The organism is Thermosipho affectus (assembly GCF_001990485.1).
Lineage (GTDB): Bacteria > Thermotogota > Thermotogae > Thermotogales > Fervidobacteriaceae > Thermosipho > Thermosipho affectus.
In genome coordinates, this window is record NZ_LBFC01000018.1 from 74,676 (window position 1) to 101,553 (window position 26,878).

Consider the following 26,878-nt stretch of genomic DNA (forward strand, 5'->3'; position numbering starts at 1 on the left):
ATATGAAGATAAAGAATAGATGGACCTTTATTATCTTTGAAATCCTTTTAATATTTGTGGGATTGGTAATGTTTGCACCTATTTTGCTTGCCTTTTTCATGAGTTTTATGAAACCTTCAGAAGTTTTTAGGTTTCCACCGAAGGTTATTCCAAGTAGTTTTTATTGGCAAAATTATAAAGAGGCATTAAAATTGGTTCCTTTGGGAAGAATGTTGGTTAATTCTTTAATTGTTTCGGTATTTATAACTGTCGGAAAGTTGATAACGGGTGTTTTAGCGGGGTATGCATTTTCCAATTTTAATTTCAAAGGTAAAAAAATAGCCTTTTCTACGTTATTTGTAACGTTATTTTTACCAGCTGAAACTGTAATGATAGTTCCAATGTTTTTGCTAATGAAATCTCTTGGTTGGGTAAATACATACTATGCGCTGATAATTCCGTTTACCGCAAGTGCAACAAATACATTCCTTATGAGGCAACATTTTAGAACTATACCTTTGGAATTAAGTGATGCTGCAAGAATAGATGGAGCAACTCCCATGCAATATCTTTTGAAGGTATTATTACCGCTGTCAAAGTCTATGATTGGAGGTGCAGCACTTATAAACTTTGTATATGCCTGGAATATGTATCTTTGGCCACTTGTTATAACAATGGATGATAAAATGAAAACAGTACAAATAGGTGTTAAAATGCTTATTGATGCGGAAGCGGCAAACAATTGGGGAACTATTATGGCAGGTACTATGATAGCACTTGCTCCTACATTGTTGATTTTCTTTTTAATACAAAACTTATTTGTTAAGAGTTTGGTAAGTAGTGGACTAAAGGGATGAATTTTGTATATAATATAGTTGAATAACAACATGGGAGCTGTTTATATGGAGTTGTTGATAGAAAAAGAAGAAATAAAAAACGGAGAAATAATTACGGGAAAAGTTAAAGGAAAATTGGGAAAAGTTAAGATATATGAAGCTAGACTTCAAGGGGATATTGTTTTAAAGGGATGGGATGATAACAAAAAAATTGATTATTTTTTTGCAACGGAAAAAAGTTTTTTTGGTTATTTATCTTCGAAAATTGGGCATCCATTTTTCGTGGTAAAAGATGATATAGTGGAATGCTATATAGATTATTACGACACGGAATTTGACGATTATGTAGAAATAGAACCATTGGTTATTTTGCATGGAAACGTGGATATGTTGGTGAACGTATATTCTGATATGGTTAAAAAAAATTTAGAAACTTCATTTTCCAATTGGAATCCAGTGGGGTGGTCATGTAAATGGAATTGTCTTACTAATTTCAAAGAGAGCTTAGACTATGCAAAAAAATATCCATTTGAAGTTTTTCAAATAGATTTTTGGTATAAAAATATAGGAGATTGGGAACCTAAGTTTTCATCGTTTGAAGAAATAGCAGAAGAAATCAAAAGTTATGGGATGAAACCTGGGATCTGGATAGCCCCTTTTGTAGTTTTGGAAGGATCAGATATTTTTAAAGAAAAAAAGAATTGGTTTGTAAAAGATGAAAAAGGGAATCCAAAGAAGATATACAATATAAATGGAAAAGGATTATACGCGCTCGATTTAACAAATAATGAAGTGGAAGAGCATATAAGGAATATTTTTTTAAGAATTAAAAATGCGGGATTTGAATACTTTAAGTTAGATTTTCTTTTTGCTGGTATTGTCAAAGGAAAGAGAAAGGAAAGTGTAACACCAATACAATCATACAGAAAAGGGTTAAAATTAATTAGAGACTTACTTGGTGAATTTATAGTTGGAGTAAGGGCTCCTCTTTTACCTTCTATAGGCTATGTGGATGGAATGAAGATAACGAATATGTCAGAAAAAGGTCTATATGGTGCACTAAGGGATGTTATAACAAGATATTTTATGAACGGTAGATGGTGGTGGAATGCGCCAGATTTTTCCCTTGGAAATAATATAAGTACCACCCAAAAAAAGTTGTTTTTCATGACTGTAGGAATTTTAAATAATATGTTATTTTTGTCAGATAGTCTAAAAGGAAATTTGGAGAATTACCTTTTTAAAGCAGCGTTGAAATTACGTGGAGGCAAGGTTTTTGTAAAGAATATAGGAGCAAAAGGATATGAAATAAAAGCAATTGGTACAAATATAGGGGATGTACGCTTTAGATTATGTATAGAAACGGAAAAATCGGAATTTTATATAGAGTAACGATAACTGTTTATAGTAAAGTTAATTTATCAATTTTGAAAACTCGCTTAAAGATTGTGGTTTGCCAAAATAATATCCTTGAAAAAGTTTAAACCCTATCATAGAAAGAATTTCAAGTTGTCGAGCGTTTTCCACACCTTCAGGAATTGCTATTAGATTAAAAGTTTCGCAAATACTGTAGATTGCTTTTAGAAGGTTGATGTTTTTTTCATCATCAATGTTTTTAACAAATTCTCTGTCAATTTTTAGTATGTCGAAAGGTAAATTTCTAAGGTAACTTAGAGAGGAATACCCTGTTCCAAAATCATCAAGACACAGTTTTATACCTTCTGCTTTTAATCTAGAAATATTTTCTTTTACTGTGTTATCGTAGCTTAAGAATAAGTTTTCTGTTATTTCAAAGACGATTTTTTGGGATGGAATATTGTATTTTTCCATTATCTTTAAGTAATTAATTGGAAAGTCTGGTTCTTTAATTTGAACGGGACTTATATTTATATCTATAAACTTGAGTTTTGGATTTTTTTTCAAAAAATCCATAACTTTTTCAAAAATCTGTAGAGAAACATCTGTTATCTTTCTGGATTTTTCCAGAAAATTAAGAAATTCACTAGGTGGAATGATTTTTCCATCTTTTTTCCATCTTATTAATACTTCGGCACCAATTATCTTTCTATCTTCGGTGGATATAGGTTGCAGGAAAGGAATAAATTCTTGGTTTCTAATTGCTATTTTTATGAGATTTTCCTTTTTTATTTCTTTTTGGATTTGGTCTTCAATTTCTTTAGAATATATGACTTCTTTATTACTTTCTTTTGCTTTTGAAAGTGAAAGGGTTGCTTTTCTGATTATTTCTTCTAGATCTTCGGAATTTTTAAATACGTAAGATCCTATAAAGAAATTTTGTTCTAGTGTTGAAAGGTCTTTTTTTAGCTTTGCGATAATTTCTTTGGTTTTCTCAAGCGCATTTATGGGATCTATATCCAAATCCTTTATTAAAAACCAAAATTCGTCATTTTGTGCTCTTGAGATTATCACATCAAGACCTTCTTTTTTTGTGAATTCTTTTAACGTGTTTGAAACTTCTCTTAGAAGTTGATCACCAAACTTATGTCCTTTTATGGAATTTATCCATTTAAAGCCCTTTATATCTATTAATATTAGCGAATGATAGAGAAGAGAGGATAAATTTCCCATTTGTTTTACAATGTATGTTTTGTTAAATGTGTCCGTTAAAGGGTCTTTTTCCAGTAGATTTGAAAGTTTTGATGAAAGCATCTTTTCTTTGGAAATATCAGTATATATCGTATAAAGAAATACTTTATCGTCAATTTCAAATTTTACCGCACGAATTTTTACGAAAACGCTTTTTCCATCTTTTGCCTTTCTTATAGTTTCATATGTTGCATATCCATTTTTTAAGACTTCAAGTATAATGAGTTTTGATTCTGATTTTAAATATGATGGTACGATACTTTCTATATTTTCAAGTCTTTTAAGTTTGAAAAGGTTGGTAAATTGTCTGTTGCATTCTATTATCTTTCCTTTTGGAGTGATTATTGCAACAGCATCAGGTATGTTTTTAAAGAGCGTAGAAAAAAGTTTGTCCGCTATAGTGTGTTTCTTTGAGTATTCCATTTCTTTGGTAATATTTCTAAATAGGTATACAATTCCATTTTTAAAAGATAGTTTTTTAACGATATAGTATGTGTTGTTTTTGAATATTACTTCATCGTTGTTAAAACTTTCTTCTAGTTTTTTATTTATTATATTGTTGAAATTAAGATTTAAAATCTTGCTTGCTGTTTTATTTAAGTCTAAGACGTATCCTTGGTTGTCTAGTACTATTATTCCATCGGAAAAGGACATTAAGAGTTCGTCTTTTAATTCATCTAAGATATTAAGCCAAGATCTTCTTATCAATATAAACATAGTAATGAAAAAAGATAAAGAGACAGAAAACAAGATTCTTAGCGTATTTTTAGAAAAAAACAATATTTCAAGGGAGATATAAAATAACAGTGTTGAAGATATGAGAATAATACTATGTTTTATACTTTTCTTTATATTTGCTTTTAAAATATTTGAAAAAGAGAGAAAAAGAATAATTGCGCCGTAGATTACTAATAACATAGAAAATATTCTATTTTCAAGTAAAATATCTGATTTACCGAATAAAAATAAATTTGGAATGTTTAGCAAGAAGATTGGAATAGAGATAAGGATTCTTTCTTTTATATTTGTTTTTTCTCCGTTTATATCTTTTGAAAAGACATAAAAAGCGGGAATTAGCGTGAGACCTATGATATTTTCTAAATATTGTATGTAAAGGTTATTTGTTTTGAATTTCAAAGCTTCTAAAAATGTTAGAATGAATAATATAGAAACTACGTGAATAAAAACTTTGGATAGTCTGTATAGTCTCCTTTCAAGTAGATATATAACAAAAACAATGTTTATTGTTAACACAGCTAAGATCATTTAATCCCTCCACAAAGTTTCGTTGTATTAAAATTATACATCTAATTAAGGAAAATAAAAGCCCCTTAAGGGGCTTTGTAACTTAAAATTTAAATTTATTAACTTCGTTGTCCAAATTTATGGAAAGTGATGACAGAGTCTCACTTTCATTTTTTATGATTTTAATTAATTCAAATTGCTCTTTTGTTATTTTACTTGTGTTATCCAATGTATTTGAAACATCGGTTATTTCCTGTGTTGCTGCCTCAATTGCACTGCTAATTTCCTGTGTCGATGCACTTTGCTCTTGTGCACTTGATGCAAGAGATTCTATCATTTGTGATATGTTTTCAATTTGACCTAGTATATCTATTATTGCATCTTTTGCATATAATGCCTTTTCTTTGGTGTTTAATATTTCATTGACAGTTTCTTTTGTAGCATTTGAAGCGTCTTCTGAAGCATTTTTAATGGATACAAGTATTTCGTTGATTTTTTGTGTTGCATTTTTACTTTCTTCTGCAAGTTTTCTTATCTCATCTGCAACTACTGCAAAACCTTTACCTGCTTCACCTGCACGTGCAGCCTCGATCGCAGCATTTAGTGCAAGTAGATTCGTTTGTTCTGCAATAGAATTTATTGTTTTAACTATTTCCCCTATATTTTGTGCGTTTTGTGATAGAGTTTCGACTATTTCATTGGTAGAAGTTGCCTTTTCTTTTGTTTTTTCGATAACATCTACAATTGTATTAATGGAAATTTCCCCTTCTTTTGCATTGTTGTTAACCTTTTGTGCGCTTTCTGAAAGATTTTGTGCGGCATTTGATACATTTTGTGCAGCTGATGCTATTTCTTCTATACTGCTTGTAATTTCTTCCATGGTGGCGGAAATGTTTTGTGCAGAAGAATTAAGGTGTGATATACTTTCAAATACATTATTTCCTATCTTCTCTAAATCAATAGATTTGTTGAAAAATGTTTTTGAAGAGTTAGCAAGTGTATCTGCAGTATTTTTGATTTTAAATAAAACATCTTTTAGGTTTTGTGCCATTTTATTTAGTGTATTTCCAATTTGCGCTATTTCATCGTTCCCTTTTACTTCGAAACTTACTTTCAAATTTCCTCCTCCAAAATCTAAGGCTTTTTCCGATAGTTTTTGGACACTTTTTGAAATGTATTTGGATACTATAATGATTGGAATGATTGATATTAAAATTATGATGAAAAACGAAATAAGTATGGTATTGGAAATGAAGAACACACCTGAGAGAATTTCTTTTTTTGGTACTATAACTGCAAGTGACCACCCAGGAGTTCCTTTAAATGGTGAGTAAAAGATATATTTTTCTTCATTATTTGGATCAATAATTTTTGAAAATCCTGTTTCACCTTTTATCATTTTTTCACCAGCTTCTTTTAGACCTTTAAATCCTTCTGCTTTGAGAATGTTGAGTTTCAAAATATAATCTTTATTTGGATGTGCAATGGTAAGTCCTGAAGAATTTATTAAGGTTGCATATCCTGTTTTCCCAATTTTTATAGTCTTTATTTTCTTAGTAAGGATATCAACGTATATTGCAGCTCCCAAAAGTCCTATTGTTTTTCCATCTTTTTTTATAGCACTTGCTATTACAAAAACAGGTTTTCCAGAAGCTTTGGAAAAAACCACATCGCTGATTGATATATCTTTTCCTTTTATTATTTCGTTAAAATATGTTCTATCTTTTATATTACCCTTGGCACCACTTGTTGCGTGAAAATTTCCTTTTATATCCGCAACGAAAAAATCATCAACTTCTGGAAAATCTTTTATTTGCTTTTTTAAAAAAATTATAGCATTTTCATCTAAGGACTTGATTTTATCCATTTTTGATGTGTATTTTACAAAATCTACAAATCTGTTGAAATATTCAACAAAAGCGTTATTTGTTTCTTTGAGAATGCTTTGTGAAAAATCAAATGAAATTTTAGTGATTTCGTTAGTAGAAATTTTTAATATTATTATTCCTGCTATGAGAAGCAATATAGCTATGGGCAAGGATATAAATACAACCATTTTTGTTTTTATGCTCTTCATACTTTACACCTCCTATGTTAAAAATATGGTTATTTTATTTTAGGCCATAAGTAATTATATAATATTTATGTTAATTAATGATAATGTTATTGTTAACTTTTATAATCCGACTTCAAATTATATTTTTATGCAAATTGTACTCTTATATATATGTAGTTTGCATTTTAAGTTATAATTATTTGAGTTAATTATATTAATAATATAAATGTCTGTTTTGTAGAGTTAATCAAAATTATAATCAAAATTATGAGCTGAAAATATATTATTTTTATATACATATTTTATTGATGGTGTTTGTTTTTTTGATTTTTTGAAAATGAAAACTTTGATGATATAATATGAAATATGAAAATAGAACGTGAAAAAAAGTATCTTTTGGATGAATATTTGTTTAAAAAACTTATTCGAAAGGCAAAATATAAAGTGGGTGTTATCCAGTGGTATCTGGAAAGGTGTGTTTTTGTAAAGACACAAAGATGTAGATTGAGGTATACAGTTGATAGTGATTTTAGCGAAAAATGGGTTGTTGCGTTTAAGTCAAAGGTTTTTGGAGACTTTCAAAGGTTGGAAGATGAGTACGATGTAGATTTAAAGAGTATAGATTTTTTAAAGAAATACCCAGTAATTGCAAAAATTAGGTATTTTCTGATGTTTTCTCCTGCAGAAGTTTCGATTGATGAATTTATTTTCCTTGATTTTCCACTAAAAATAAAGTATCTTGCAGAAATAGAAACAAATGAGGATTTTGAAAAATACGAAGAAATGTTTGGTTTAAAACACTCTGTAGAAGATTTTGAAGAATATACGAATTTTAATATGGCAAAGGTGAGTAAAATTGCCCCAGAAAGGATAATAGAAAAAGTAAAAGCTATGATATAATCTGATTTGAGGAGGGATAAAATGAAAGCGATTATACTTTGTGCTGGAAAGGGTACAAGACTAAGACCTTTAACTTTTACAATAGCCAAACATCTTATTCCCATTGCAAATAAACCGGTTATTTACTATAGCTTGGAAAAAATAAAGAGTATTGGGATTGATCAAGTTGGTCTTATTGTAAACAATGAAAACATAAACGATTTTAAAAATTTTTTGGGAGATGGAGAAAAATTTGGGTTAAGTATAGAATACATATTGCAAAATGAACCAAAAGGTCTAGCGCATGCCGTCTCTATTGCAAGGGATTTTATTGGAAATGACGATTTTTTAATGTATTTGGGTGATAACCTTATATTAGATGATATCTCAAAATTTGTAAATGAATTTAGAAAAGAAGAGGAACTGAAAGCTTCTATATTACTTTCTCCTGTAAAAGATCCTTCAAGGTTTGGTGTTGCAGTTGTAAAAGGAGAAAAGATAGTAAAGGTCGTGGAAAAACCAAAAGACCCTATTTCAAATCTTGCAATTATTGGAATGTATTTGTTTAGGAGTACAATATTTGAAGGAATAGATAACATAAAACCTTCATGGAGAGGAGAACTTGAAATTACAGATGCAATAGGATATTTGATAGAGAAGGGATACAATGTAAAAGGACATGTTGTCTATGGTTGGTGGAAAGATACGGGAAAACCCGAAGATTTGATAGAAGCAAATAGAAAGATATTGGATGATAACCATTTCAAGTTGGAAAACAAAGGAATTATGGATACTTTATCGGATATACAAGGTAGGGTGTATATTGGGGAAAATAGTGAAATAATTAATTCTACTATAAGGGGACCTGTTGTTATAGGGGCAAATTGTGTTATTAAGGATTCCTATATTGGTCCTTATACCTCTATTGGGGATAACGTTTTAGTTGAAAATTGTGAACTTGAAAATAGTATTTTAATGGATCATGTAAAATTGCTCAACTTGCCATATCCCATAGATTCTTCTTTAATAGGTAAAAACGTACAAATTGTTAACAATGAAAGAAAACCAAAGGCAATGAAGTTTGTAATTGGAGACATGGGAAAAGTGGAAATAGTGAGGTGATATTTTTGATTAAGCTTATCTTAACGGATTTAGATGGAACACTTTTAAATGATGAAAAACACGTACCAGAGCGGAATATAATTGCGTTAAAAAGGGCTATGGAGAAGGGAATTCACATTAGTATTGCAACTGGAAGAAATTATTATTCTGCAAAAAGATATGTGGAAGAGTTGGGATTGGATGTGCCAGTTGTATTTCAAAATGGGGCGTTCATTTATATGCCATTTGAAAATAAAGTATTGTATGAATATCCCTTGCCATCTAAAATTGCAAAAGAATTAATAGATTATGCCAGAAAAGAGAAAGTAGATTACATTCTCTTTTCAGATTTTCTAGATGAAAAAGATATGTATATGGACAAAGAACATAAAGGTGGATATGTAAAATATTTAGAACAAAATAGTTGGCGGATTAAAAAAGTTGATGATGTAATTAAATTTATAACAAAAGACAAAGTTGCAGAAGTAGTACTTATGGGAAATGAAGCAAAAATTAGAAGGATAATAGAATTTGTTGGTAAAAAATATACAGGTCAATTTAGTGCTATAAAGAATAACGTGGTGGATGGTTGGGCGTTTTTTGAATTTTTCGGCAAAGGGGCATCTAAAGAGAATGCGTTAAGATTTTTGCTTAATTATTTTAAAGTCTCGGAAAATGAAACAATGTTCTTAGGTGATAATTATAACGATATTGGTATTATGAAATTAGTGGGTTTTCCAGTTGCAATGGAAAATGCAGTTGAAGAAGTTAAGAAGGTAGCAAAGTTTATTACGCTTTCTAATAACGATGGAGGAGTAGGTTTTGCGGTGGAAAAGTTTGTTCTTTAGTGTTTTTTTTCTTGTGAATGTTTTTTCGTATACTATATATGATTTACAGCTTGCAGTTGGAAAGCGAGAACAACAAGAGGTTTTAAAGATTTTAAATTCAATAGATTATGATGCTCTCCAAATTGATTTTAAGTGTGAGGTAATACTAGCATACACCGACTTGTATTTTTGGGGACATGGAGATGTAAAAAGATACCAAGATTTAGCAAAAAAATACGTAGATGCACTTTTAGAGACAAACTACTGGAAAGTATACTATGCAGCGGCTTTAGTATATGGACACTACGTTCAAAAAAATTATTTTTTAGCGTTGATTTACTATAAAAAAGTGTTTGATTTTGCAAAAAAAGCCGTGGAATACGGGCAAGATCAATATCTTGCCCATCTTTTATATGGAATACTTCACCTTGAAACACCATTTGGTGATTTAAATGTTGCAAAGGATCACCTCTTAAAAGCGCTGCAACTGAATAAAAATCATATATATACGTATGTTGAATTGGGAAAATATTACGAAAAGGTACATGATTGTAAACGCGCAAAAGAGATGTATGAGAAAGCATTGAAGTTAAATGGGCTTGAAATTTGGAGTTATATAAATGAAGAGGCAAAAAGAGAGGCAAGTGAAAGGTTGTTGGAGGTGGAAAGAAAGTGTACAAGCGGGTAAAAGGAACAGATGATATTTATGGAGAGGATATGAAATATTGGTACTTTGTAGAAGACGTTGCAAGGGAAACGGCAAGGTTGTATGGATATTCCGAAATTAGAACACCTATATTTGAGAGGACGGAACTTTTTGTAAGGGGTGTAGGGGAAGATACAGATATTGTACAAAAGGAGATGTACACATTTGAAGATAAGGGAAATAGGAGTATTACCCTTAGACCGGAAGGAACAGCACCTACTATAAGGGCATTTGTTGAAAATTCGATGTTGGCAACAGGTCTTCCAAAAAGGTTATTCTACATTGGTCCTATGTTTAGATACGAAAGGCCACAATCTGGAAGACAGAGGCAATTTCATCAATTTGGGGTAGAACTTATAGGTTCTCCTTCATCCCTTGCAGATGCAGAAGCTATTGTGCTTGCAGACCGATTTCTAAAAAATTTGGGATTAGTAGATTATACTATAAAGATAAATTCAATTGGTTGTGAGAAATGTAGGGGTGAATATAAAAAAGCGCTTAAGAAATATTATGAGAATAAGTTGGATAAAGTTTGTGATGATTGCAAAAGACGGTATGAAACAAATGTATTAAGGCTTCTTGATTGTAAAGTAGACGTTGAATATGTAAAAGGGGCACCAAAGATAACGGATTATTTATGTGATGATTGTAAAAGTCACTATCTTGAAACTAAAGAGATTTTAGATGATTTGGAAATAAAATATGAAGAAGATCCATTACTTGTAAGAGGTCTTGATTACTACAATAGAGTGGTATTTGAAATACATCACGGAAAACTTGGAGCTCAAAGTGCAGTAGGTGGTGGGGGTAGATACGATAATCTGATAAAGGAATTAGGTGGTCCAAAAACCCCATCTTTGGGATTTGCAATGGGGATTGAAAGATTAATAATAGCGATAAAGGAAGAAAATATACCAGTAGATGATGTAAAAAATAACGAAGTGTATGTAGCTCACCTTGGGGAAAGAGCAAGAGTTGAAGCAATAAAGATATCTGAGGAACTAAGAGATAGTGATATTTCGGTTGTATTTAACACCATGGAAAGGGGATTGAGCGCGCAATTAAAACATGCTGCAAGATTAAAGTGTAAACTTTGTATAATTGTTGGTGAGAATGAATTGGAGAGAAATATTGTTATTTTAAGGAATATGGAAACAGGTGAGCAAATAGAGATAGAAAGAGACTACATAGTTGGAACCACAAAAGAGTGGATTGAAAAGTAGTGAGTTATATCGAAGCAGTTATAGCTATAGTTGTTACACTTATAGCTGTAACTGCTATTTTTTTTACCATAGAAAGCCAAAGGGCGATGTACAATAAAATCTTACAAATAGAACTTTCCAAACTTCATGCCGAGGATTTATTTCTAATTTCCCTACCTAATCTACATCCTCAATTATCTTATGTTTATGTATCAGAAAATGGAGTGAAAATTGAAAATGAAATCAAATTTGTCGAATTTGATATGGAAAATAACATAAAAGTGAAGGTATTTTATTTTGAAAATCTTGACTTTTAATTTCATATGATTTATAATTTCAATAGAAATGAAAAAAGGTGAGAAAATGAATGAACTTTTAAAAATTTTGTCTTCACCACAGCTTTTTGAAGTTTTAAATTTTTTGAAAGATCATTCCAACAAAAACCCAAGTTCTATTGCAAAGGAATTGGGATTCCATACGTTTACGGTTCAAAGATATTTAGAGATATTGGAAAAATTTGGAATCGTATCCTCAAAAGTTGAAAGAAAAATAGGAAGACCTTCAAAAAAATATAGATATTGTGGCGGTAAGGTAACAATAGATTTTGACGAGATTTTAAAAGTCTTTGAATTAAAATCAAAAAAGATACGTGAAAGAGAAAGTAAGGCAAGGTATAACTATGACTTAAAGAAAGAGACTATAAACGGTGTTGTTAAAAATGGGAAAATTATAAAGCTTTCTGATGTAGAAGGAAGGGTGTTATTTTTAGTACCTCCAATAGATAGTACGGGAATTTTAATTTCTAAAATTGTTGAAAAGTTAAACTTTCCAGAATTTGATATTTTATTTGCAATTAATAACCTTGTTTTAATGGATATTGTAGAGGTGGTAAAGTGAATATAATATTGTTTTTTGTGATTTTTTATTTTATTTTAAGGTATGTGCTGTTCAAATATTTTGATGGAGAGAAAAGCAAATTATTAAGATATGATTATTGGAATTTTTTTATTTTAATTTTAATCCTTTTTTTAAGTGTTAATTTTCCTTCTTATGTTTTTTACTTTGTAATTGTATTTGGATTAGTATTTAACATATTTTACTTTTTTACGTATAGAATAACATTTGTTAGTTTTATTCTAAATTTGGCAATTATTATCTGTTTTCTGTTTCCTAAATACATTTGGGTTTCATCCTTTTTTGTTTTAATTCAATTTATTCGTATGAAGTTAATACCAATGTACAATTGGATTTACGTTTCAAGTGAGGCTGAAAATATAGCAAATAGATGTAAAAAAGGTGGTTATTCTAGAAAGCCCGTGGTGATTTTTGGTGATTTTGGGAAAAGAGTAATAATAAATGGAAGGGGAATAATAGTTAATGTTTTGAATGATAAAATGGTGTTTAGAATAACGAGAAATACTCATAGAGCGTTAGGTGAGCCAAATCTATACGAATTTTGTGAAAAAATGTCGAAAGTCATTAGGGGGTGGTTGGATGATAAAAGCGGAAAAGTTAACTAGAAAATTTGGGAATTTTGTTGCGGTAAATGGTATTGATTTGTATATTGAAAAGGGAAAAATTTTTGGATTTTTGGGTCCAAATGGTGCGGGAAAAACAACAACAATTCGCATGTTAACTGGGTCTTTAAGACCTACAAGTGGTAAAGTGGAAATTTTGGGGCTTGATATGAAAACACATGAATTAGAGATAAAAAGAAGAATAGGAGTTGTACCAGATGAACCTAGAATTTACGATCATTTGAGGGGATATGAATATCTAGAGTTTATAATGGACATTTACAGGCAAAATACTAAGGAAGTTAAAAAGAGGATAGAAGAACTATCCGAGGCATTTGGGGTTGATTATCTTGACAAGCAAATTTCCGATATGTCGCATGGTATGAAACAAAAATTAATGGTGATAAGTGTTTTAATGAGAAAACCAGAGGTTATATTTTTAGATGAACCAACTGTGGGATTAGATGCAAAGAGTGCAAAGATTTTAAAAGAGCTTTTGAGAAAATATGCAAATCAAGGAGTTACAATTTTTCTAACAACTCATATATTAGAGATAGCAGAGAAGATGTGTGATGAAATAGCTATTATAAATAAAGGAGAGATAATAGCACAGGGGGATATTGAAACTTTAAAACAAGGAGAAAACAAATCGCTTGAAGACCTCTTTTTGGAGTTAACTGCACAAGAAGAAGATATAAAAAATATTGTGGATTCACTTTAAGGGGGTGGTTATGTGAGAGAATTTGTTATATTACTCAAATATCTGAGTAATCCCCATTTATACGGGAAGAAAAAATCATCGGTTAAAGGTAATTTTCTCAGGCAATTGTTGGCATATATGATGGGTGCTATTCCATTAGGAGTAATGGTATTTTTCTTTTCAAAAAAAATCTTTGTGGAATTGTACAAAGTAGATCAAATGGCTGCAAAGTATATGTTTTTAATGTGGAATTCCATACTTTCTTTGTTTTTTGTGGTGGGATTTATCGGGCTTGCCATGTATTCACTTTCAAGAAACGATGAAATGGAATTATTACTAACTATGCCTATTTCAAGGACTGTGTTAACTGCTTTTCAAATATTTTCTGCAACATTGTCGCAGTTATATACTCTTTCATTTTTTGTGTTTGTTTCCCTATCTTACATTATATCCGTAAAGCAGAATATATTATTGGGAATTTTGCAGATAATTTTACATATTTTCTTTTTGATTGTTTTTTCTTCTGTAGTTGCTGTATTGATAGGTGGAAAAACTTCAAAATCTTTCACAAGAAGGTTTTACATGATAGTGTTACTTTTATCTATGTTTTTCTACTTTTTTGTAATTGCAATGATGGATGTAGATGTTTCAAAACTTCAAAATATGGCAAAATTGTTTATTTTTTCCTCAAAAGAATACAATTTCCTTGCGTGGAGTTTTATTTCTGAAAAAACATTTTTTTATTCACTTGTTTCTACCGTTTTGCTTACATTTTCATTTGTTGGTATATCTAGGAAAGTTGGGTTTGAACCTGTTCAGTCAAAGAGAAAGAGGGGGTATAAAATATCTAGTGCAGGTTCTCCAATAAAAGCGGTTTTCAAAAAAGATATGAAGGCTGCTTTAAGATATGAACAGTTTTTGTATTTTATACTTTATCCATTGGGTTTTGGGATATTTATGATGTTTATAAACAGAAGCGATTTTTTACATTCAATATTTTATACTATTCCAATTTTTACATTTTATATTGCGCTTGAAACAGGCATATTAACGTTTTCTGAGGTATCAAAAATAGAGGTTAGTTCAATGTATCCCATACGTTTTTCAACACTTATGATGCCAAAAATTGTACTTCCTTTAGGATTAAATTTTCTCATACTTTTATTGGTGTTTTTTATTTCTTTATTTTTTGCACCTTTTAGTGTTTTTATCTTTTTAATACTTATATTTTCTTTAATTTTATTCTTTATGAGCGGAGTTTTGGGAGCATATTATGCTATAAAATCACCTAACGTTAAGTCAAATAATATGAATAGGATATTTACAGTTTCCGCAACTTTTATAATAGAAACAATAACTATGGGTCTGGCTTTTGGAATTATTATGCCATATTTTGTTATAATTAGAAGTGAAAATGCACCGTGGTGGTTATATTTGATATTTATATCTTCAATTGTGTTTAGTGTATTACTTTCATTTGTGTATATTAAAAGATTAAAAAAGCTTATCTATCAAAAATTGTGAGGTGATAGATATGAAGTATTTTAAATTTGACATAGGTGACATCTTAGATGTAGAGTTTACAAATCTTGAAGGTAAGAAAGTAAAACTTCCAAAGGGAAAATGGGTTGTTTTGTATTTTTATCCAAAGGATAATACCAAAGGTTGCACAACAGAAGCATTGGAATTTTCAGAGCTTATAGACGAATTCAAAAAATTAAATGCAGAAGTAATAGGTGTAAGTCCAGATAAAGTTGAAAGTCACAAAAAATTCATAGCAAAACATAACTTAAAAGTAAAGCTTTTAAGTGATGAAAATAAAGCTGTACTGGAAAAGTTGGGAGTTTGGCAGTTGAAAAAGATGTACGGAAGAGAGTATTACGGGGTTGTAAGAACTACTGTATTAGTTGATCCAGATGGAAAAATAGCATATGTGTGGGAGAAAGTAAAGGCAAAAGGACATGCAAAAGAGGTACTTGAAAAGTTAAGAGAATTAATTGAAAGATAAAAAAAGTGCGCATTTGCGCACTTTTTTAATTGTCAATGGTTGAGTATGAAGATGTAAACTTGTCTTGGATTAATTGTATATTCAACGTCTGCGTCAATGTATGTCTTTTGTGTATCCCATGTAAAATTATTTAAATCGGCGTATAGTATGCGGGTATATCCCTTTGGAATTGTAAATTTGTTTTGATAAATGGGATCGGGGTTGATAAGTACTAAGGCTTCTTGGTTGAAATACGACTTTTTCAGTACAATAAGGTTTTTCCAATTTTTTTCGATATTTACATTTCCATGCGAAAGTGCATAGTAGTCTTTTTTTAGATTGAATATAGTTTTGAAATAATTTAGTAAGGATTTTTCATTTTCTTCTTCTTCCACCGAAACGCCATCGTATGGATCATCGTATATAGCTCCATCTAAATTTGCATTTCCAAATGTTATGTTTTTTAATTGATATATTTTTTTAGTCCAATTTGTTTGTCCTTCGCCAGATTGTGAAGCATACCACTGCATGGGTTCTCTAACAGGTTCATCATACACAGGTCCATTCCATTTAAAACCTTTAAGTCCTATTTCATTACCGTAATATATAGTTGGAAGACCTTCTAAAAATACCAATAAAGTATTTAAAACTGCATATTGTGAAGTTCCATATGAATTATTATGATATTTTTCATCGCATAGAACTGAGATAAATCTATTAAGGTCATGGTTATCTAAAAACGGAAAATAATTTGGAAAGATCCCTTCGTAGTCTACGTCTTTGTACCAGGTGGAAATTAAGTTGTCTTTGCCTTCGTAATTTTCCCTTGTGTTAAACATAAAATTAAAATCAAAGACGGGCATAGGTGCAAATTTTTTTAAGATATCTATATTTCCATCGTATGCTTCACCTACAACAATTATATCTTCTTTTATCGATTTTACATACCTTGCAAGTTCTTTGGAGTACTCGGTGGATTTTTCTATCCCATCATCCCAATCATTTCCATAGAAATGTTTTACGGCGTCAAATCTAAACCCATCTACACCTTGTAAAATCCAGTAATTTAAAATATCCCTGTGTAATTCTTTGACTTCTGGATTATCAAGGTTAAAATCTGGCATGGACGGCCCAAAGATTCCAAAGTAATAAATTTTTTTACCCTTTGAATTTACTTTGTAATGCCAGTGGGGAAGATTCTTTTCTTCAAGACTCATAATATAATAGTTCCAATACTTTGAGTTTGTCGTATTTTCTATGGCATCTAAAAACCATGGGTTTTTGTCTGAAGAGTGATTTAGTGGAATATCAAGTATTATTTTTATATTATTTTCATGTGCTTTCTTTAAAAGTTCGATAAAATCATTAATATTACCATATTCTGGGTTTATTTTGTAGTAATCTACCACATCATATCCGTGGTATGATGTAGATTTAAATATAGGCATAAGCCATATGGTGCTTATTCCAAGTTTTTTTAGGTAATCTATTTTTCGTGTTATTCCCTGTAGGTCACCTATTCCATCGTTATTTCCATCAAAGAATGATCTTACAAACAAAAGGTACATAATATTTGAAGAGAATATTTCATTAAGTAATTCTTTTGCGTCTATTTTTGTTAGACCACTTTCCTTTCCATCATAGATGGCATTTATGTAATAGATGTATTTTTCTTTTGTTGGATTTGTATCGACAAATTCTGTGTTTGTTGTTTTCCCAAGAAAGTCTATGTCAAGTTCATTTGAACCTTTGTATATGTAAAAGGTTGCTGGAATGGTGTATTTCCAAGAAAGTTTAATGCCGTTATTTGTTATTTCTGCTGTTGCATCTTTTATTTCTTCAAGGTATGGAAGAATAGGTTCTAGAACTATATTTTCTTCTTTTATTTCAAAATTTAATGTGGTTTTTGATGCGGGAAATACTTGAGCTATGGTGTTAATTTTTACGTTTTTTTCTTGAGTTGTAGTTGCATTAATACTTATTTCCCAGACCCCCGGATAAACCTCTTTTTCAAAAGATATGTTGTTTTCTATAAAGTTATGTACAGGCGATGCAGTTAATGTACCTTTAATTGTCGATTCTTTGATTTCTGTACCTTTTGCCTTTAAAGTAATAACCAAAGTGCCGTTTGTGAAAATGGTTTGTATAGTTATTTTGTTTTCACCGTATGAAAGGGTGGTTTCTTTTTCACCGTAAGCTACAAGGGTTTTGTTGTATCCCTCTATCCTTATTTTGTATTTACCCGGGGTAAGTCCTTCTAGGTTTGTAAAAAGAGAGTCCTTTAGATCCCTTTTTAACACTAATTTTGAGCCTTGGAATATCTTTAGTGTGTATTTTTCTATTTTTACGTCTTTTTCAAAACTTTGCGCGGAGATCTTCGGAGCACTTTCTATTGCCCCTTTTAATGATATACTCAAAGACATTTTTAAGGGAGTGGTACACGAAAAAAGAAGAAGTAGTACTATCAAAACAGAAAAGATAACTTTTTTCATATAAACCCTCCTTTGTGGTATCGGTTCCAAATAATTATAACAAAACTCCCCTTCGAATTGAAGGGGAGTTTGGAATTTGTTACTGTAGCTTTAATATTGCATCTATTTTCAAAGCGTTATTTAACCCTTTGATTGTTATTTGTATATTTTCGCCGTCGAAAGTTGTAAATGTTGTATTATTTAATAGTGAATTTAGTAATATATATAAAGATTCTTCTGTTCCCCAGTAGTTCCATATTTTTTGTTCCAAAAGACTGTCAAAGAAGCTTTTTTTGATTCCAAGGTTGTTATCCCTTAAATCAATTGGATCAGGTAGATTTTTGAAATCTATTGTAAGTGTTGCAGAAAATGTGGTTTGACTTGCTTCTATTACAAGTTTTGAATCTAGCGAATGATTTAGTTCTTTTAATATGTCAATATATGCCTTATTATTAATCTGTGTTCCATTTATTTTTATGTCTGTGTTTTCCGTATCTATTTTTTCATCTAGTTCTTTTCCAATGCGTATATCAGAGTCTTCCGTTGCGCCAAATTTTAATGCAAAAAGTTCAAAAAAACTGTACCAATTGGTCCAACCCTTTTCGTTGGTCTTTGCTTTTTCAAAATTGTATAGCTCAATAGCACTGTCTAATATAGTTTTAACAATTTTTATTTCCTCTTTTATCCCTGGAACTTTAAACGGTGTTTCTGTAAATAAATCTTTCATATCAAGGATGTCTTTATCTTCTGATATTTCGGAAAGTTGATATCCCAAATCTTTTAGCGTTGTCCAAAATTCCTGTGTGTTTGGTTCTGCAAATGAAGTATTTAAGATAAGGTTACTTGCTTGGGATGTCAAAAATGTATCAATTTTTCCCGTTTTTGCATTTTTAACACTTTTTACATAATTTCTTATCCTTTCTCTTTTTTCATATGTTTTTACAATGTATGTTGTAAAGGTGTGTAGTATAACGACATCTCTGTAATCCATAGCTATTTCTTTGTCTGTTTCAATGTTAAATGCATTCAAAATCTTTTCCCTTGCCTCTTTTTTAAACACGACTTTGAAATCTAATCTGTCCTCTTTTTCTCTAATTTTATTTGTTGTTTCTAATATCTTCTTAAATTTTTCGATCAAATTCGGATGTTCTTCAATAAGTTCTAATATGTTCTCTATTATGTCTTCCATTTGCTCTTCTTCAGTTGAAAAGGTATGCATTTCTGTTGTTGATTTTGGGGCAATGATTTCTGAAAGCTCTGCAATAAAGTTTTGGGTTTCATCGTCAATGACCACGGAAGCAATGTAGGATGTTTCATCACTCGATAAATTTGAAATTTCTGAATTTGTTGGAATTTCGTTGAAGTTAACACATCCAAATAATATGAATAATAAAGATATTATAACTAGAAATTTTTTCATATGTACCACCTCCTTTGACTTTAGACACCTTCTAAATTATAACATTTTTATATTAAACTTTCATCTTTTTGATTTAAATTTTGATTTTGTATAAATTGTTTAAAAGGATATTAACGTAAATATGAGTTGAAATGATATAAATTAGATGTTTATAATAATTTACAGAATTTGTTTGAATGTCTTAAAATTTAAAGGAGGGATTTTTATTAGAAGTATATCATCCAAGATGTTTTTCATTGTGGGCGTTGTTTTTGCTGGTATGGTTATATTTGGATTTATATTTTGGTTTAACGTGGATAAGATTTACATGAGAGAAAAAGTTACCTTTACTGTTAATAGTCAAATAGTTGAGCTTGGAATTTACGAAAATGATTTTCTTGTAGCGGTGCAAACTAAAGATTTTAACTTATTAAAAGATACTATAGAACATTTTGAAAGAAAATTAGAAGAAATGGAAAAAGTGAGAGAAAATTTTAATAATAGGCAAAGAGAGCTTTTTGAAAGTAGTATTATATCATTAAAAAAATTGATAGAAAGTGTTAAAAATATAGATATCCAAAATATTGATCAAGAAACTTTTCAAAACTTTGTGCACATTCAGTTTCAAGTTCGAAAATTACTACTTGAGCTAGTGGATTTACTAAAAGAGAATACATCAAATGCGATGAAGAATTTAATTCTAAGTACAATTTTTGTTTTAGTGGTTGTAGGTAGTATAGTTATAATAATTGTTTTGTTAATAACAAGGGGTTTGATAACTCCTTTAAAAAAAGCATCTGTGCTTGTTGAAAATTTAAGTAATGGTGTTTTAAATGTTGAAATAGAAAAAATAAAGAGTAAAGATGAAATAGGACGTATGGCTCAATCTGTTGAAAAGCTAAGGGAAAAGTTATTTGATGTTATAGAGGGAATAAATAATTCATCTAGTGAGTTGAGTGCAAATAGTGAAGAGTTATCAGCTGTGTCAGAAGAAATATCTACGAACTTAAATAGTGTTTCTGAGGGTATTGATAAGTTAAGTAAGGAAGCTCAAGATAATTCTGCAGCTCTTCAGGAAATAACTGCAAGTATTGAGGAATTTGCAGCATCTGCAGATGTCAACGCAAAAGCAGCACAGGATATGCTTGAAAAAACAAATGAATTGCATAATTTATCAGATAAAAGTACAAAAAAAGTAAGCGAAATTGTAGATAAAATAAAAAATACAAAGGAGCTTAGCGATATAACAAAAAGAAGTTTAGAAAAACTACTACAAATGGCGGGCAATATAAATACTATAGTAAACACAATAAATGCTATATCAGAGCAGACAAATTTACTTGCATTAAATGCTGCAATAGAGGCTGCACGTGCCGGTGAAGCGGGTAAAGGCTTTGCAATAGTTGCAGATGAGATAAGAAAACTTGCGGAAGAGAGCAAAAATGCAACACAACAGATTGTTCAGATATTAGAGAGTATAAGTACGGGAATAGTAAATTCTTCTGATTTTGTTGAAAAAACAACACATTCTATAAATGATGTTGCCGTATCTTCAGAAAAAATAATGCATATATTTGAAAGTATAAAAGAGATGTTGAAAGAAGTACGTGAAAAAGTTGAAATTGTTGCATCTAATACACAAGAACAAAGTACAGGTATAGAAGAGATGTCAGCTGCAGTTACTAGATTAAATACACTGTTAAGTACTACCGCAGAAGTAACTGAAGATGCAAATGCCGCGTTGCAAGAATCAAATGGTGCAGTAGAAGAAATGAGTGCGTCGATACAGTCATTAGCATCGATTGCGCAACATCTTCAAAGAAAAATTGAATACTTCAAATTGTAATACAGGGAAGGTTTTACCTTCCCTGTTTTTTGGGTGGTAGAATAGTTTTAAATAAGGGGGATGGTAGCCATTTTGAATAGAAATAGTTTTTTAGAACTTTTGAATCAAAGAGTTTTATTTCTTGATGGAGCATATGGCACGGAATTTTTTAAAAAGGGCTTTAAAGGGCCTGTGGAAATTTTGAATATAGTTTCTCAAGAAAAGATATATGACCTTCAAAAGTCATATGTAGAAGCAGGTGTTGATTTTCTTCTTACAAATACATTTAGTGCAAATAGGTTTAAATTAAAATCTTTAGGTGTCAGATATGATTTAAGAGATATAAATCACAGTGCAGTGAAAATAGCAAAAAAAGCTGCGGGAGACAATGTATATGTCTTAGGTGATATTTCATCTACTGGGGTGTTAATAGAGCCTTTTGGAAAAACAACCTTTGATGAAGTCTACAGTGTTTTTAAAGAGCAGGGAGAAATACTTTTAAACTCCGGTGTAGATGGATTTATAATTGAAACTATGACCGATTTAAAGGAATTGAAAGCAGCTGTGTTTGCCCTAAGAGACCTTTCTAATGATGTGCCAATAATTGCACAGATGAGTTTTGAGGAAAATGGTGTTTCAATTACGGGGACGAGTGTTGAGATATTTGCAACACTTTTAAACGATTTAGATGTAGATGTGATTGGAGTAAATTGTACATTAGATCCGGTAAAATTGCTTTTTGTTTTTAAAAAACTTGCAAGTTTTTCGCAGAAACCTTTAAGTGTTGAGCCAAATGCAGGAAAGCCAAGATTAAAAAATAAAGAGTTGATTTACCAAGTGACCCCTGAAGAATTTGCACGTTATATGGTGGAATTTGTTGAGTTTGGTGCAAATATTGTAGGTGGGTGTTGTGGAACATCGCCTGAGCATATAAGGTACATGATAAATTTTGTTGGAAGGAAAAGTCCAAAGAAAAGAAAAATGGTGTTGTCACAGTATGTTTCAAATAGAACAAGGTTGAGGAAAGTATCCCCCTTTTTAGTTATAGGTGAAAAAATTAATGCTTTTGGAAGGAAAAAATTTCAAGAAAATATAAAAGTGAAAAATTTTGAAAGGGTTGTAAAACTTGCTAGACTTCAAGAGCAAGATGGTGCACATGTTTTAGATGTTAACTTTGGAATTGAAAAACTCTTAAGTAGAGACCACTTTAAAAAGGTGGTACTTATTCTTGATAAAATAGGGGCTCTACCGTTGTCTTTGGATATACAAGAATTTGAGTTTATGAAAGTTGCACTAAAAGAATATGTGGGAAGACCTATTGTAAATTCGGCTAAAGCAGATTTAAAAAGTTTAGATAAGGCAATATATCTTTTAAAAAGATATGGTGGGATGTTAATTCTTCTTGCAATGAAAGATAAAATTCCGCAAAGTGCAGAAGAAAGGTTTAATATTTCTTTGGAAGCTATATCTTATTTGGAAAAAAATGGTATTCCAAAAGAAAGAATTTTTGTAGATCCGTTAGTGTTGCCACTAAGTACAGGAAACAACCCAAATATTACATTAAAGACAATAAAACTTTTATCTAAAAAGGGAATAATGACAAGTATAGGACTTTCTAATTTAAGTTTTGGTATTTTTAAGAGAGAAGCGGTTAATTCTGCTTTTCTTTCACTTGCAATGGAAAGAGGCTTAAATGCGGCAATATTAAACACATCTGAATCATGTACTATGAACGTGGTATATGGCAATCTTTTTTTAAGAGGAATAAAACTTGAAAAATTAGAAATAAAAGAGGATCCCATAGTAGAGATGATTTTAAAAAATGATGAAGAAGGTTTAAGGAAAGAAATAGATAAACTTCTTAAAACATATACACCTTTTCAAATAATGCAAGATATATTATCAAAAGCAATAACGCGTATAGGTGATTTATATTCAAATGGAAAAATTTTTTTACCGCAATTTATGATATCTATGGAAACGATTGTTCCTATTTTTGATTATTTAAATAGTTTGATTCCAAATGAGGAGAAAGGAAAGACGGTATTACTTGCAACTGTTGAGGGAGATGTACATGATATGGGAAAAAAGATAGTTAAAGTTGTTTTAAAGAGTGTGGGGTTTCATGTAATAGATTTAGGCGAAAATGTACCGTCAGATGTTATTTTGAAAAAGGTTAAAGAATACACACCTGATATATTGGGGCTTTCCACTATGATGACTACTACAATTGAAAAGATAAAAGAAGTAAAAGAATTACTTGAAAAAGAGAAAATTAATATCCCAATAATTGCAGGAGGAGCTTCTATGAACGAGGAGATAGCAAAAGAGTTTGGAGTTATTTATGGAAAAAATGCAATAGATGCCTTAAATAAAATAAAGGATATAATAAATGAAAAACTTTAAAAAGCATTGTACCAACAAGTTGTTTTTGTCAATTGTACTTGACAAAATGTAAAATATATTTTACAATAATTATTGGAGGTAAAGTGTAATGAAAAATAAGATAAAGTTTTTTAGGGCTTTAAATAATATAACCCAAGAAGAACTTGCAAAAAAAGTAGGAGTTTCAAGGCAAACTATAAATTATATAGAAAGAGGAAAATATGTGCCATCGGTATTACTTGCGTTGAAAATAGCTAGAGTGTTTAATTGTCAAGTTGAAGAGGTATTTATTTTAGAAGAAGGTGATTAAAATTAGAAAAATTTTGTCTTTTTTTGAAATAGTATTGCTCTTTATAATCACATTTATGATTTCAATTAACAGATGGTTTTCTATTTTTTATCTTTTACCTATATTTTTTGAGTTATATAAAGATATGTTTTCTAAAGAGGTTGATGAATTTGAAAGGTTGGTAAGGTATAAAACGTCTAATATTGTGTTATATATTGTTATTTGTATGTCTGTGACATTTTTGTTGTTGGGATTATTTCCAACAAGGGATATTTATTATTTTTACATATTGTTTCCTTTACTTTTGAGAAGCCTATTGTATATAGGATATTTTTATAGAAGAAAAAGAGTGATAAAAGTTACCGGATATACACTGTTTATAATGTTATCAATTTTTATACTGTTATCTCATGGTTTTACAAAAGAGAGTTTGTTTGAGTGTGTTGTGCCTTTGTTAATATTAATTTCTACATGGGTTTCAATATACTACAGATTGGTTGGCGGTGTAATGTTCTTTGGATATTTTTTAGTATTTAGTTTTTATATCTTTAGAGGTACTTTAAATGTAGGGAAAGTACTTGTATATTCTTTACTTGGAACTGTTTTGTTATTTTTGAGTGTTCAGTCTGTGAGAAAGGAGGAGAAAATATGAAAAGATATATATTATTGCTGTTGTTTTTTAGTGGAGTGATTTTGGCAAATGGATTTAGTTATATACTCGGAGTTGTGATTACTGGTACTGTTTTTCCTTATTTTGAAGTAAAGTATAATTTGGAAGAAATATCTATTGGTTGTTCGATAGGAATGACGTTTGTAGAAGATAAAAAGAATGAATTTTACGATTTTTTATTATCACCGAAAGTTAGTATATCATACTTTCCTTTTAAACAATTTTTTATAAAAGCTAATTTTCGAACGATAGTTGTGTTTCCGTATCAACAAAAGCAGTTATATCTCTTTGGTGCTGGGATAGGCTATGGGATACCTTTTAATAATGGAAAAATTAATTTTTTGTTATCTGAAAATATTTCATTGCCAATAAGTGCGGCAAATAAGGTTAGTAGGCCTATACCTATATTAGAATGCGAATATGAGTTTTGAAAAAAATAAAAATGAGGGGGAATTCCCCTCATTTTTGATTTTAAACTTTAAAACCTTCCACACTTTTTTTAAGTTTTTGTACAATTTCTGAAATATCATTGGCTTTATCTTTTGCAGAAATAATTTCTTCACCTTGTTCGTTGATTGTTTGATTAATTTCTATCATATTTTGTGTTATTTCATCTATTAGTTTTGATATCTCTTTAATATTACTTGCCATTTCTTCAGCAGATGCACTTTGTTCTTGAGATACCGCGGCGAGATCTTCGGACTTTCTTGAAGTATTTTCTACGTTTTTTCTTATAACGATAAATTTTTCGTTCATCTTTTTCATCTTTTCAATTATTTCATTTATAGATGCTACCATTTTGCGGCTTGAATCAGCTGTTTCTTTTGATTCTTCCTTAATATTTCCAAGTTTTATGGAAATTTCCTGTGTGGATTTTTTAGCTTCTTCGGCAAGATTTCTAATTTCATCGGCAACTACTGCAAATCCCTTTCCAGCTTCACCTGCTCTTGCCGCTTCAATTGCCGCATTAAGTGCTAAAAGGTTTGTTTGTTCTGCTATTCCGCTTATAACTCCCAATATATCACTTACCGCATTTGCAGATTTTTCGAGAATTTCAGATTTTTCTAGCATTTCATTTGATTCAAAGCTAACTACTTCTATATCTTTGTTTATTTCGTCAATGATTTCCATTCCATTTTTTGCTTCATCTAGGATTTCGTTCATGTTGTAGGATAATTCTGTTGCAGTTTCAGCAACAGATACAGCGGAATTTGCAACTTCCTGAACATCAGAGTCTATTTGACCTACACTTTCTTCAATTTCTTGAAGGTTGTTTGTGAATATATCTGTTACTTTCATGATATTTTCTGATTTAACTCCTACATTATTGAGAAATTCTTTTAGATTATTTACGGAAGAGGATACTTCTTTTGTATTTTTAATAATTGATGTTGCTATGTTCTTAACAATTTCAATAAAAGCATTGAAGCTTTTGGCAATTTTTCCCAATTCATCATTTGTAACAACTGGTATCTGTTTTGTAAGATCAGCTTCTCCTGATTCAAGTTGTTTAAGTGTTTTAAGGAGATGTTTTAGAGGTTTGTAAATGGTGTTTAAATAGATGAAAATGAAGAGTGCAACAATGGAAAAGCCTAATATAGTTAACCAAATTTGTATCTGTTTCATCCAAGAAACTTTTCGTTCGGCAAATTTTTGAAACAGAGAAACTGCGGTGTTCATTTCAGAAAGAAGTTTTTCGTTGTTGTCTATTATGTATTTAATTGCATCTTTATCTTTTCCGTTACTGTTTATAACTTTTTGAATTGCGTTTTTGAATGGTAAGAAAAGTTTTTCTACAACAATTAATTGGTTTTTGATTTCGTTGGTTCCTGCAGGTGGGATTTCTACGGGATTTTTCATGGCAAGATCTGTATATGTTTTTCCTCCATCTTTTAATGCGTATAAAGTTGTTTCGAAAAGTTTCATAGTCTTTGAGAGTTTTTCTTTGTAACTCATGTCACCGTGCGAGATTATTAAAGATTCTTTGGATATTTTTTGTGTTAACATTCTTTGCCTTCCTGCCAAATTAACAATTAAAGAGTCAAATTTTTGAGAATTTGTTATTACATGAGTACTTATAAAGATTGTAAGGATTAGAAATGCCAAAATAATCATTGGAACTATTAGCTTTAGTATTATATGTTGCCTCATATAATCCCTCCTTTTAATTATTCTGAATATATTTTAACATATTTTT

At 30.3% G+C, this 26,878-nt stretch carries 23 protein-coding genes; 18 read left to right on the plus strand and 5 right to left on the minus strand.

From position 1 onward, the window contains the following. The first annotated feature begins 2 nt into the window (after positions 1-2). Both XJ44_RS04695 and XJ44_RS04700 read left to right on the plus strand, forming a co-directional pair. Positions 3-836: a carbohydrate ABC transporter permease gene (locus XJ44_RS04695; RefSeq protein ID WP_075665856.1), complete on the plus strand. Its 834-nt coding sequence runs from the start codon at positions 3-5 to the stop codon at positions 834-836. Positions 837-881: 45 nt separating this feature from the next. After that, positions 882-2,207 (plus strand): glycoside hydrolase family 36 protein, encoded by a 1,326-nt coding sequence (locus XJ44_RS04700; RefSeq protein WP_077198234.1) that lies wholly within the window; start codon positions 882-884, stop codon positions 2,205-2,207. A gap of 21 nt (positions 2,208-2,228) precedes the next feature. Here the strand turns inward: XJ44_RS04700 and XJ44_RS04705 are convergent, their stop codons facing one another. Continuing rightward, the gene (locus tag XJ44_RS04705) at positions 2,229-4,688 is read right to left on the minus strand and encodes a bifunctional diguanylate cyclase/phosphodiesterase (protein ID WP_077198235.1); all 2,460 of its coding nucleotides are present in this window, start codon (positions 4,686-4,688) and stop codon (positions 2,229-2,231) included. 82 nt (positions 4,689-4,770) lie between these two features. Continuing rightward, positions 4,771-6,744 (minus strand): methyl-accepting chemotaxis protein, encoded by a 1,974-nt coding sequence (locus XJ44_RS04710; RefSeq protein ID WP_077198236.1) that lies wholly within the window; start codon positions 6,742-6,744, stop codon positions 4,771-4,773. 345 nt (positions 6,745-7,089) lie between these two features. On the opposite strand from XJ44_RS04710, the gene XJ44_RS04715 reads away from it, so the two are divergent. From XJ44_RS04715 to XJ44_RS04765, 11 genes are all read left to right on the plus strand, one after another. Further along, positions 7,090-7,623, plus strand: coding sequence for a hypothetical protein (locus XJ44_RS04715; protein WP_077198237.1), 534 nt, complete (start codon positions 7,090-7,092; stop codon positions 7,621-7,623). A gap of 21 nt (positions 7,624-7,644) precedes the next feature. Continuing rightward, the gene (locus tag XJ44_RS04720) at positions 7,645-8,724 is read left to right on the plus strand and encodes a glucose-1-phosphate thymidylyltransferase (RefSeq protein ID WP_077198238.1); all 1,080 of its coding nucleotides are present in this window, start codon (positions 7,645-7,647) and stop codon (positions 8,722-8,724) included. Continuing rightward, a complete protein-coding gene (locus XJ44_RS04725) occupies positions 8,721-9,551 on the plus strand; it encodes an HAD family hydrolase (RefSeq protein WP_233119515.1) in 831 nt (276 codons plus the stop codon). The genes XJ44_RS04720 and XJ44_RS04725 overlap by 4 nt, the downstream gene beginning before the upstream one ends. Further along, the gene (locus XJ44_RS04730) at positions 9,541-10,218 is read left to right on the plus strand and encodes a tetratricopeptide repeat protein (RefSeq protein ID WP_233119516.1); all 678 of its coding nucleotides are present in this window, start codon (positions 9,541-9,543) and stop codon (positions 10,216-10,218) included. Before XJ44_RS04725 ends, XJ44_RS04730 begins: the two co-directional genes overlap by 11 nt. Then, positions 10,203-11,459, plus strand: a complete 1,257-nt coding sequence (hisS, locus tag XJ44_RS04735) for a histidine--tRNA ligase (protein WP_075665864.1) — start codon at positions 10,203-10,205, stop codon at positions 11,457-11,459. The genes XJ44_RS04730 and hisS overlap by 16 nt, the downstream gene beginning before the upstream one ends. Further along, on the plus strand, positions 11,459-11,755 hold the full coding sequence (locus XJ44_RS04740; RefSeq protein WP_077198241.1) for a hypothetical protein: 297 nt from the start codon (positions 11,459-11,461) through the stop codon (positions 11,753-11,755). The genes hisS and XJ44_RS04740 overlap by 1 nt, the downstream gene beginning before the upstream one ends. 28 nt (positions 11,756-11,783) lie before the next feature. Next, positions 11,784-12,335, plus strand: coding sequence for an ArsR/SmtB family transcription factor (locus tag XJ44_RS04745; protein ID WP_233119517.1), 552 nt, complete (start codon positions 11,784-11,786; stop codon positions 12,333-12,335). Between the two features lie 323 nt (positions 12,336-12,658). Continuing rightward, complete coding sequence (locus tag XJ44_RS09205; RefSeq protein WP_158071829.1) at positions 12,659-12,958, plus strand: hypothetical protein; 300 nt, start codon at positions 12,659-12,661, stop codon at positions 12,956-12,958. Next, positions 12,933-13,676, plus strand: coding sequence for an ABC transporter ATP-binding protein (locus XJ44_RS04755; protein WP_077198243.1), 744 nt, complete (start codon positions 12,933-12,935; stop codon positions 13,674-13,676). The genes XJ44_RS09205 and XJ44_RS04755 overlap by 26 nt, the downstream gene beginning before the upstream one ends. Positions 13,677-13,688: 12 nt before the next feature. Further along, positions 13,689-15,179: a hypothetical protein gene (locus XJ44_RS04760; protein WP_077198244.1), complete on the plus strand. Its 1,491-nt coding sequence runs from the start codon at positions 13,689-13,691 to the stop codon at positions 15,177-15,179. A gap of 10 nt (positions 15,180-15,189) precedes the next feature. Continuing rightward, positions 15,190-15,663, plus strand: coding sequence for a peroxiredoxin (locus tag XJ44_RS04765; protein ID WP_077198245.1), 474 nt, complete (start codon positions 15,190-15,192; stop codon positions 15,661-15,663). 32 nt (positions 15,664-15,695) lie between these two features. Here XJ44_RS04765 and XJ44_RS04770 read toward each other — a convergent pair whose 3' ends face one another. Both XJ44_RS04770 and XJ44_RS04775 read right to left on the minus strand, forming a co-directional pair. Next, positions 15,696-18,134 carry an alpha-amylase family glycosyl hydrolase gene (locus XJ44_RS04770; RefSeq protein ID WP_077198246.1) on the minus strand — a complete coding sequence of 813 codons (2,439 nt, stop codon included), beginning with the start codon at positions 18,132-18,134 and terminating at the stop codon, positions 15,696-15,698. A gap of 79 nt (positions 18,135-18,213) precedes the next feature. After that, a complete protein-coding gene (locus XJ44_RS04775; protein WP_077198247.1) occupies positions 18,214-19,533 on the minus strand; it encodes a hypothetical protein in 1,320 nt (439 codons plus the stop codon). Positions 19,534-19,759: 226 nt separating this feature from the next. On the opposite strand from XJ44_RS04775, the gene XJ44_RS04780 reads away from it, so the two are divergent. The 5 genes from XJ44_RS04780 to XJ44_RS04800 all read left to right on the plus strand — a co-directional run bounded on the left by XJ44_RS04780 (position 19,760) and on the right by XJ44_RS04800 (position 25,112). Then, the gene (locus XJ44_RS04780; protein ID WP_233119518.1) at positions 19,760-21,358 is read left to right on the plus strand and encodes a methyl-accepting chemotaxis protein; all 1,599 of its coding nucleotides are present in this window, start codon (positions 19,760-19,762) and stop codon (positions 21,356-21,358) included. Between the two features lie 72 nt (positions 21,359-21,430). Next, entirely contained in the window at positions 21,431-23,743 is a 2,313-nt protein-coding gene (locus XJ44_RS04785) for a homocysteine S-methyltransferase family protein (RefSeq protein ID WP_077198248.1), read from the plus strand. 88 nt (positions 23,744-23,831) lie between these two features. Next, entirely contained in the window at positions 23,832-24,032 is a 201-nt protein-coding gene (locus tag XJ44_RS04790) for a helix-turn-helix transcriptional regulator (RefSeq protein ID WP_075665874.1), read from the plus strand. A 55-nt stretch (positions 24,033-24,087) separates the two neighbouring features. Continuing rightward, the gene (locus XJ44_RS04795; RefSeq protein ID WP_158071830.1) at positions 24,088-24,663 is read left to right on the plus strand and encodes a hypothetical protein; all 576 of its coding nucleotides are present in this window, start codon (positions 24,088-24,090) and stop codon (positions 24,661-24,663) included. After that, complete coding sequence (locus tag XJ44_RS04800; protein ID WP_077198250.1) at positions 24,660-25,112, plus strand: hypothetical protein; 453 nt, start codon at positions 24,660-24,662, stop codon at positions 25,110-25,112. Before XJ44_RS04795 ends, XJ44_RS04800 begins: the two co-directional genes overlap by 4 nt. Before the next feature lie 40 nt (positions 25,113-25,152). On the opposite strand, the gene XJ44_RS04805 is transcribed toward XJ44_RS04800, so the two are convergent. Continuing rightward, positions 25,153-26,832 carry a methyl-accepting chemotaxis protein gene (locus XJ44_RS04805; protein ID WP_077198251.1) on the minus strand — a complete coding sequence of 560 codons (1,680 nt, stop codon included), beginning with the start codon at positions 26,830-26,832 and terminating at the stop codon, positions 25,153-25,155. Positions 26,833-26,878: the final 46 nt, after the last annotated feature.

Excerpts from the sequence above, each read along its gene's own strand:
- XJ44_RS04695 (WP_075665856.1), top strand. The coding sequence starts at position 3 with ATGAAGATAAAGAATAGATGGACCTTTATTATCTTTGAAATCCTTTTA.
- XJ44_RS04700 (WP_077198234.1), top strand. The coding sequence starts at position 882 with ATGGAGTTGTTGATAGAAAAAGAAGAAATAAAAAACGGAGAAATAATT.
- XJ44_RS04705 (WP_077198235.1), bottom strand. The coding sequence starts at position 4,688 with ATGATCTTAGCTGTGTTAACAATAAACATTGTTTTTGTTATATATCTA.
- XJ44_RS04710 (WP_077198236.1), bottom strand. The coding sequence starts at position 6,744 with ATGAAGAGCATAAAAACAAAAATGGTTGTATTTATATCCTTGCCCATA.
- XJ44_RS04715 (WP_077198237.1), top strand. The coding sequence starts at position 7,090 with ATGAAAATAGAACGTGAAAAAAAGTATCTTTTGGATGAATATTTGTTT.
- XJ44_RS04720 (WP_077198238.1), top strand. The coding sequence starts at position 7,645 with ATGAAAGCGATTATACTTTGTGCTGGAAAGGGTACAAGACTAAGACCT.
- XJ44_RS04745 (WP_233119517.1), top strand. The coding sequence starts at position 11,784 with ATGAAAAAAGGTGAGAAAATGAATGAACTTTTAAAAATTTTGTCTTCA.
- XJ44_RS09205 (WP_158071829.1), top strand. The coding sequence starts at position 12,659 with ATGAAGTTAATACCAATGTACAATTGGATTTACGTTTCAAGTGAGGCT.
- XJ44_RS04755 (WP_077198243.1), top strand. The coding sequence starts at position 12,933 with ATGATAAAAGCGGAAAAGTTAACTAGAAAATTTGGGAATTTTGTTGCG.
- XJ44_RS04765 (WP_077198245.1), top strand. The coding sequence starts at position 15,190 with ATGAAGTATTTTAAATTTGACATAGGTGACATCTTAGATGTAGAGTTT.
- XJ44_RS04770 (WP_077198246.1), bottom strand. The coding sequence starts at position 18,134 with ATGAAAAAAGTTATCTTTTCTGTTTTGATAGTACTACTTCTTCTTTTT.
- XJ44_RS04775 (WP_077198247.1), bottom strand. The coding sequence starts at position 19,533 with ATGAAAAAATTTCTAGTTATAATATCTTTATTATTCATATTATTTGGA.
- XJ44_RS04780 (WP_233119518.1), top strand. The coding sequence starts at position 19,760 with ATGTTTTTCATTGTGGGCGTTGTTTTTGCTGGTATGGTTATATTTGGA.
- XJ44_RS04790 (WP_075665874.1), top strand. The coding sequence starts at position 23,832 with ATGAAAAATAAGATAAAGTTTTTTAGGGCTTTAAATAATATAACCCAA.
- XJ44_RS04795 (WP_158071830.1), top strand. The coding sequence starts at position 24,088 with ATGATTTCAATTAACAGATGGTTTTCTATTTTTTATCTTTTACCTATA.
- XJ44_RS04800 (WP_077198250.1), top strand. The coding sequence starts at position 24,660 with ATGAAAAGATATATATTATTGCTGTTGTTTTTTAGTGGAGTGATTTTG.
- XJ44_RS04805 (WP_077198251.1), bottom strand. The coding sequence starts at position 26,832 with ATGAGGCAACATATAATACTAAAGCTAATAGTTCCAATGATTATTTTG.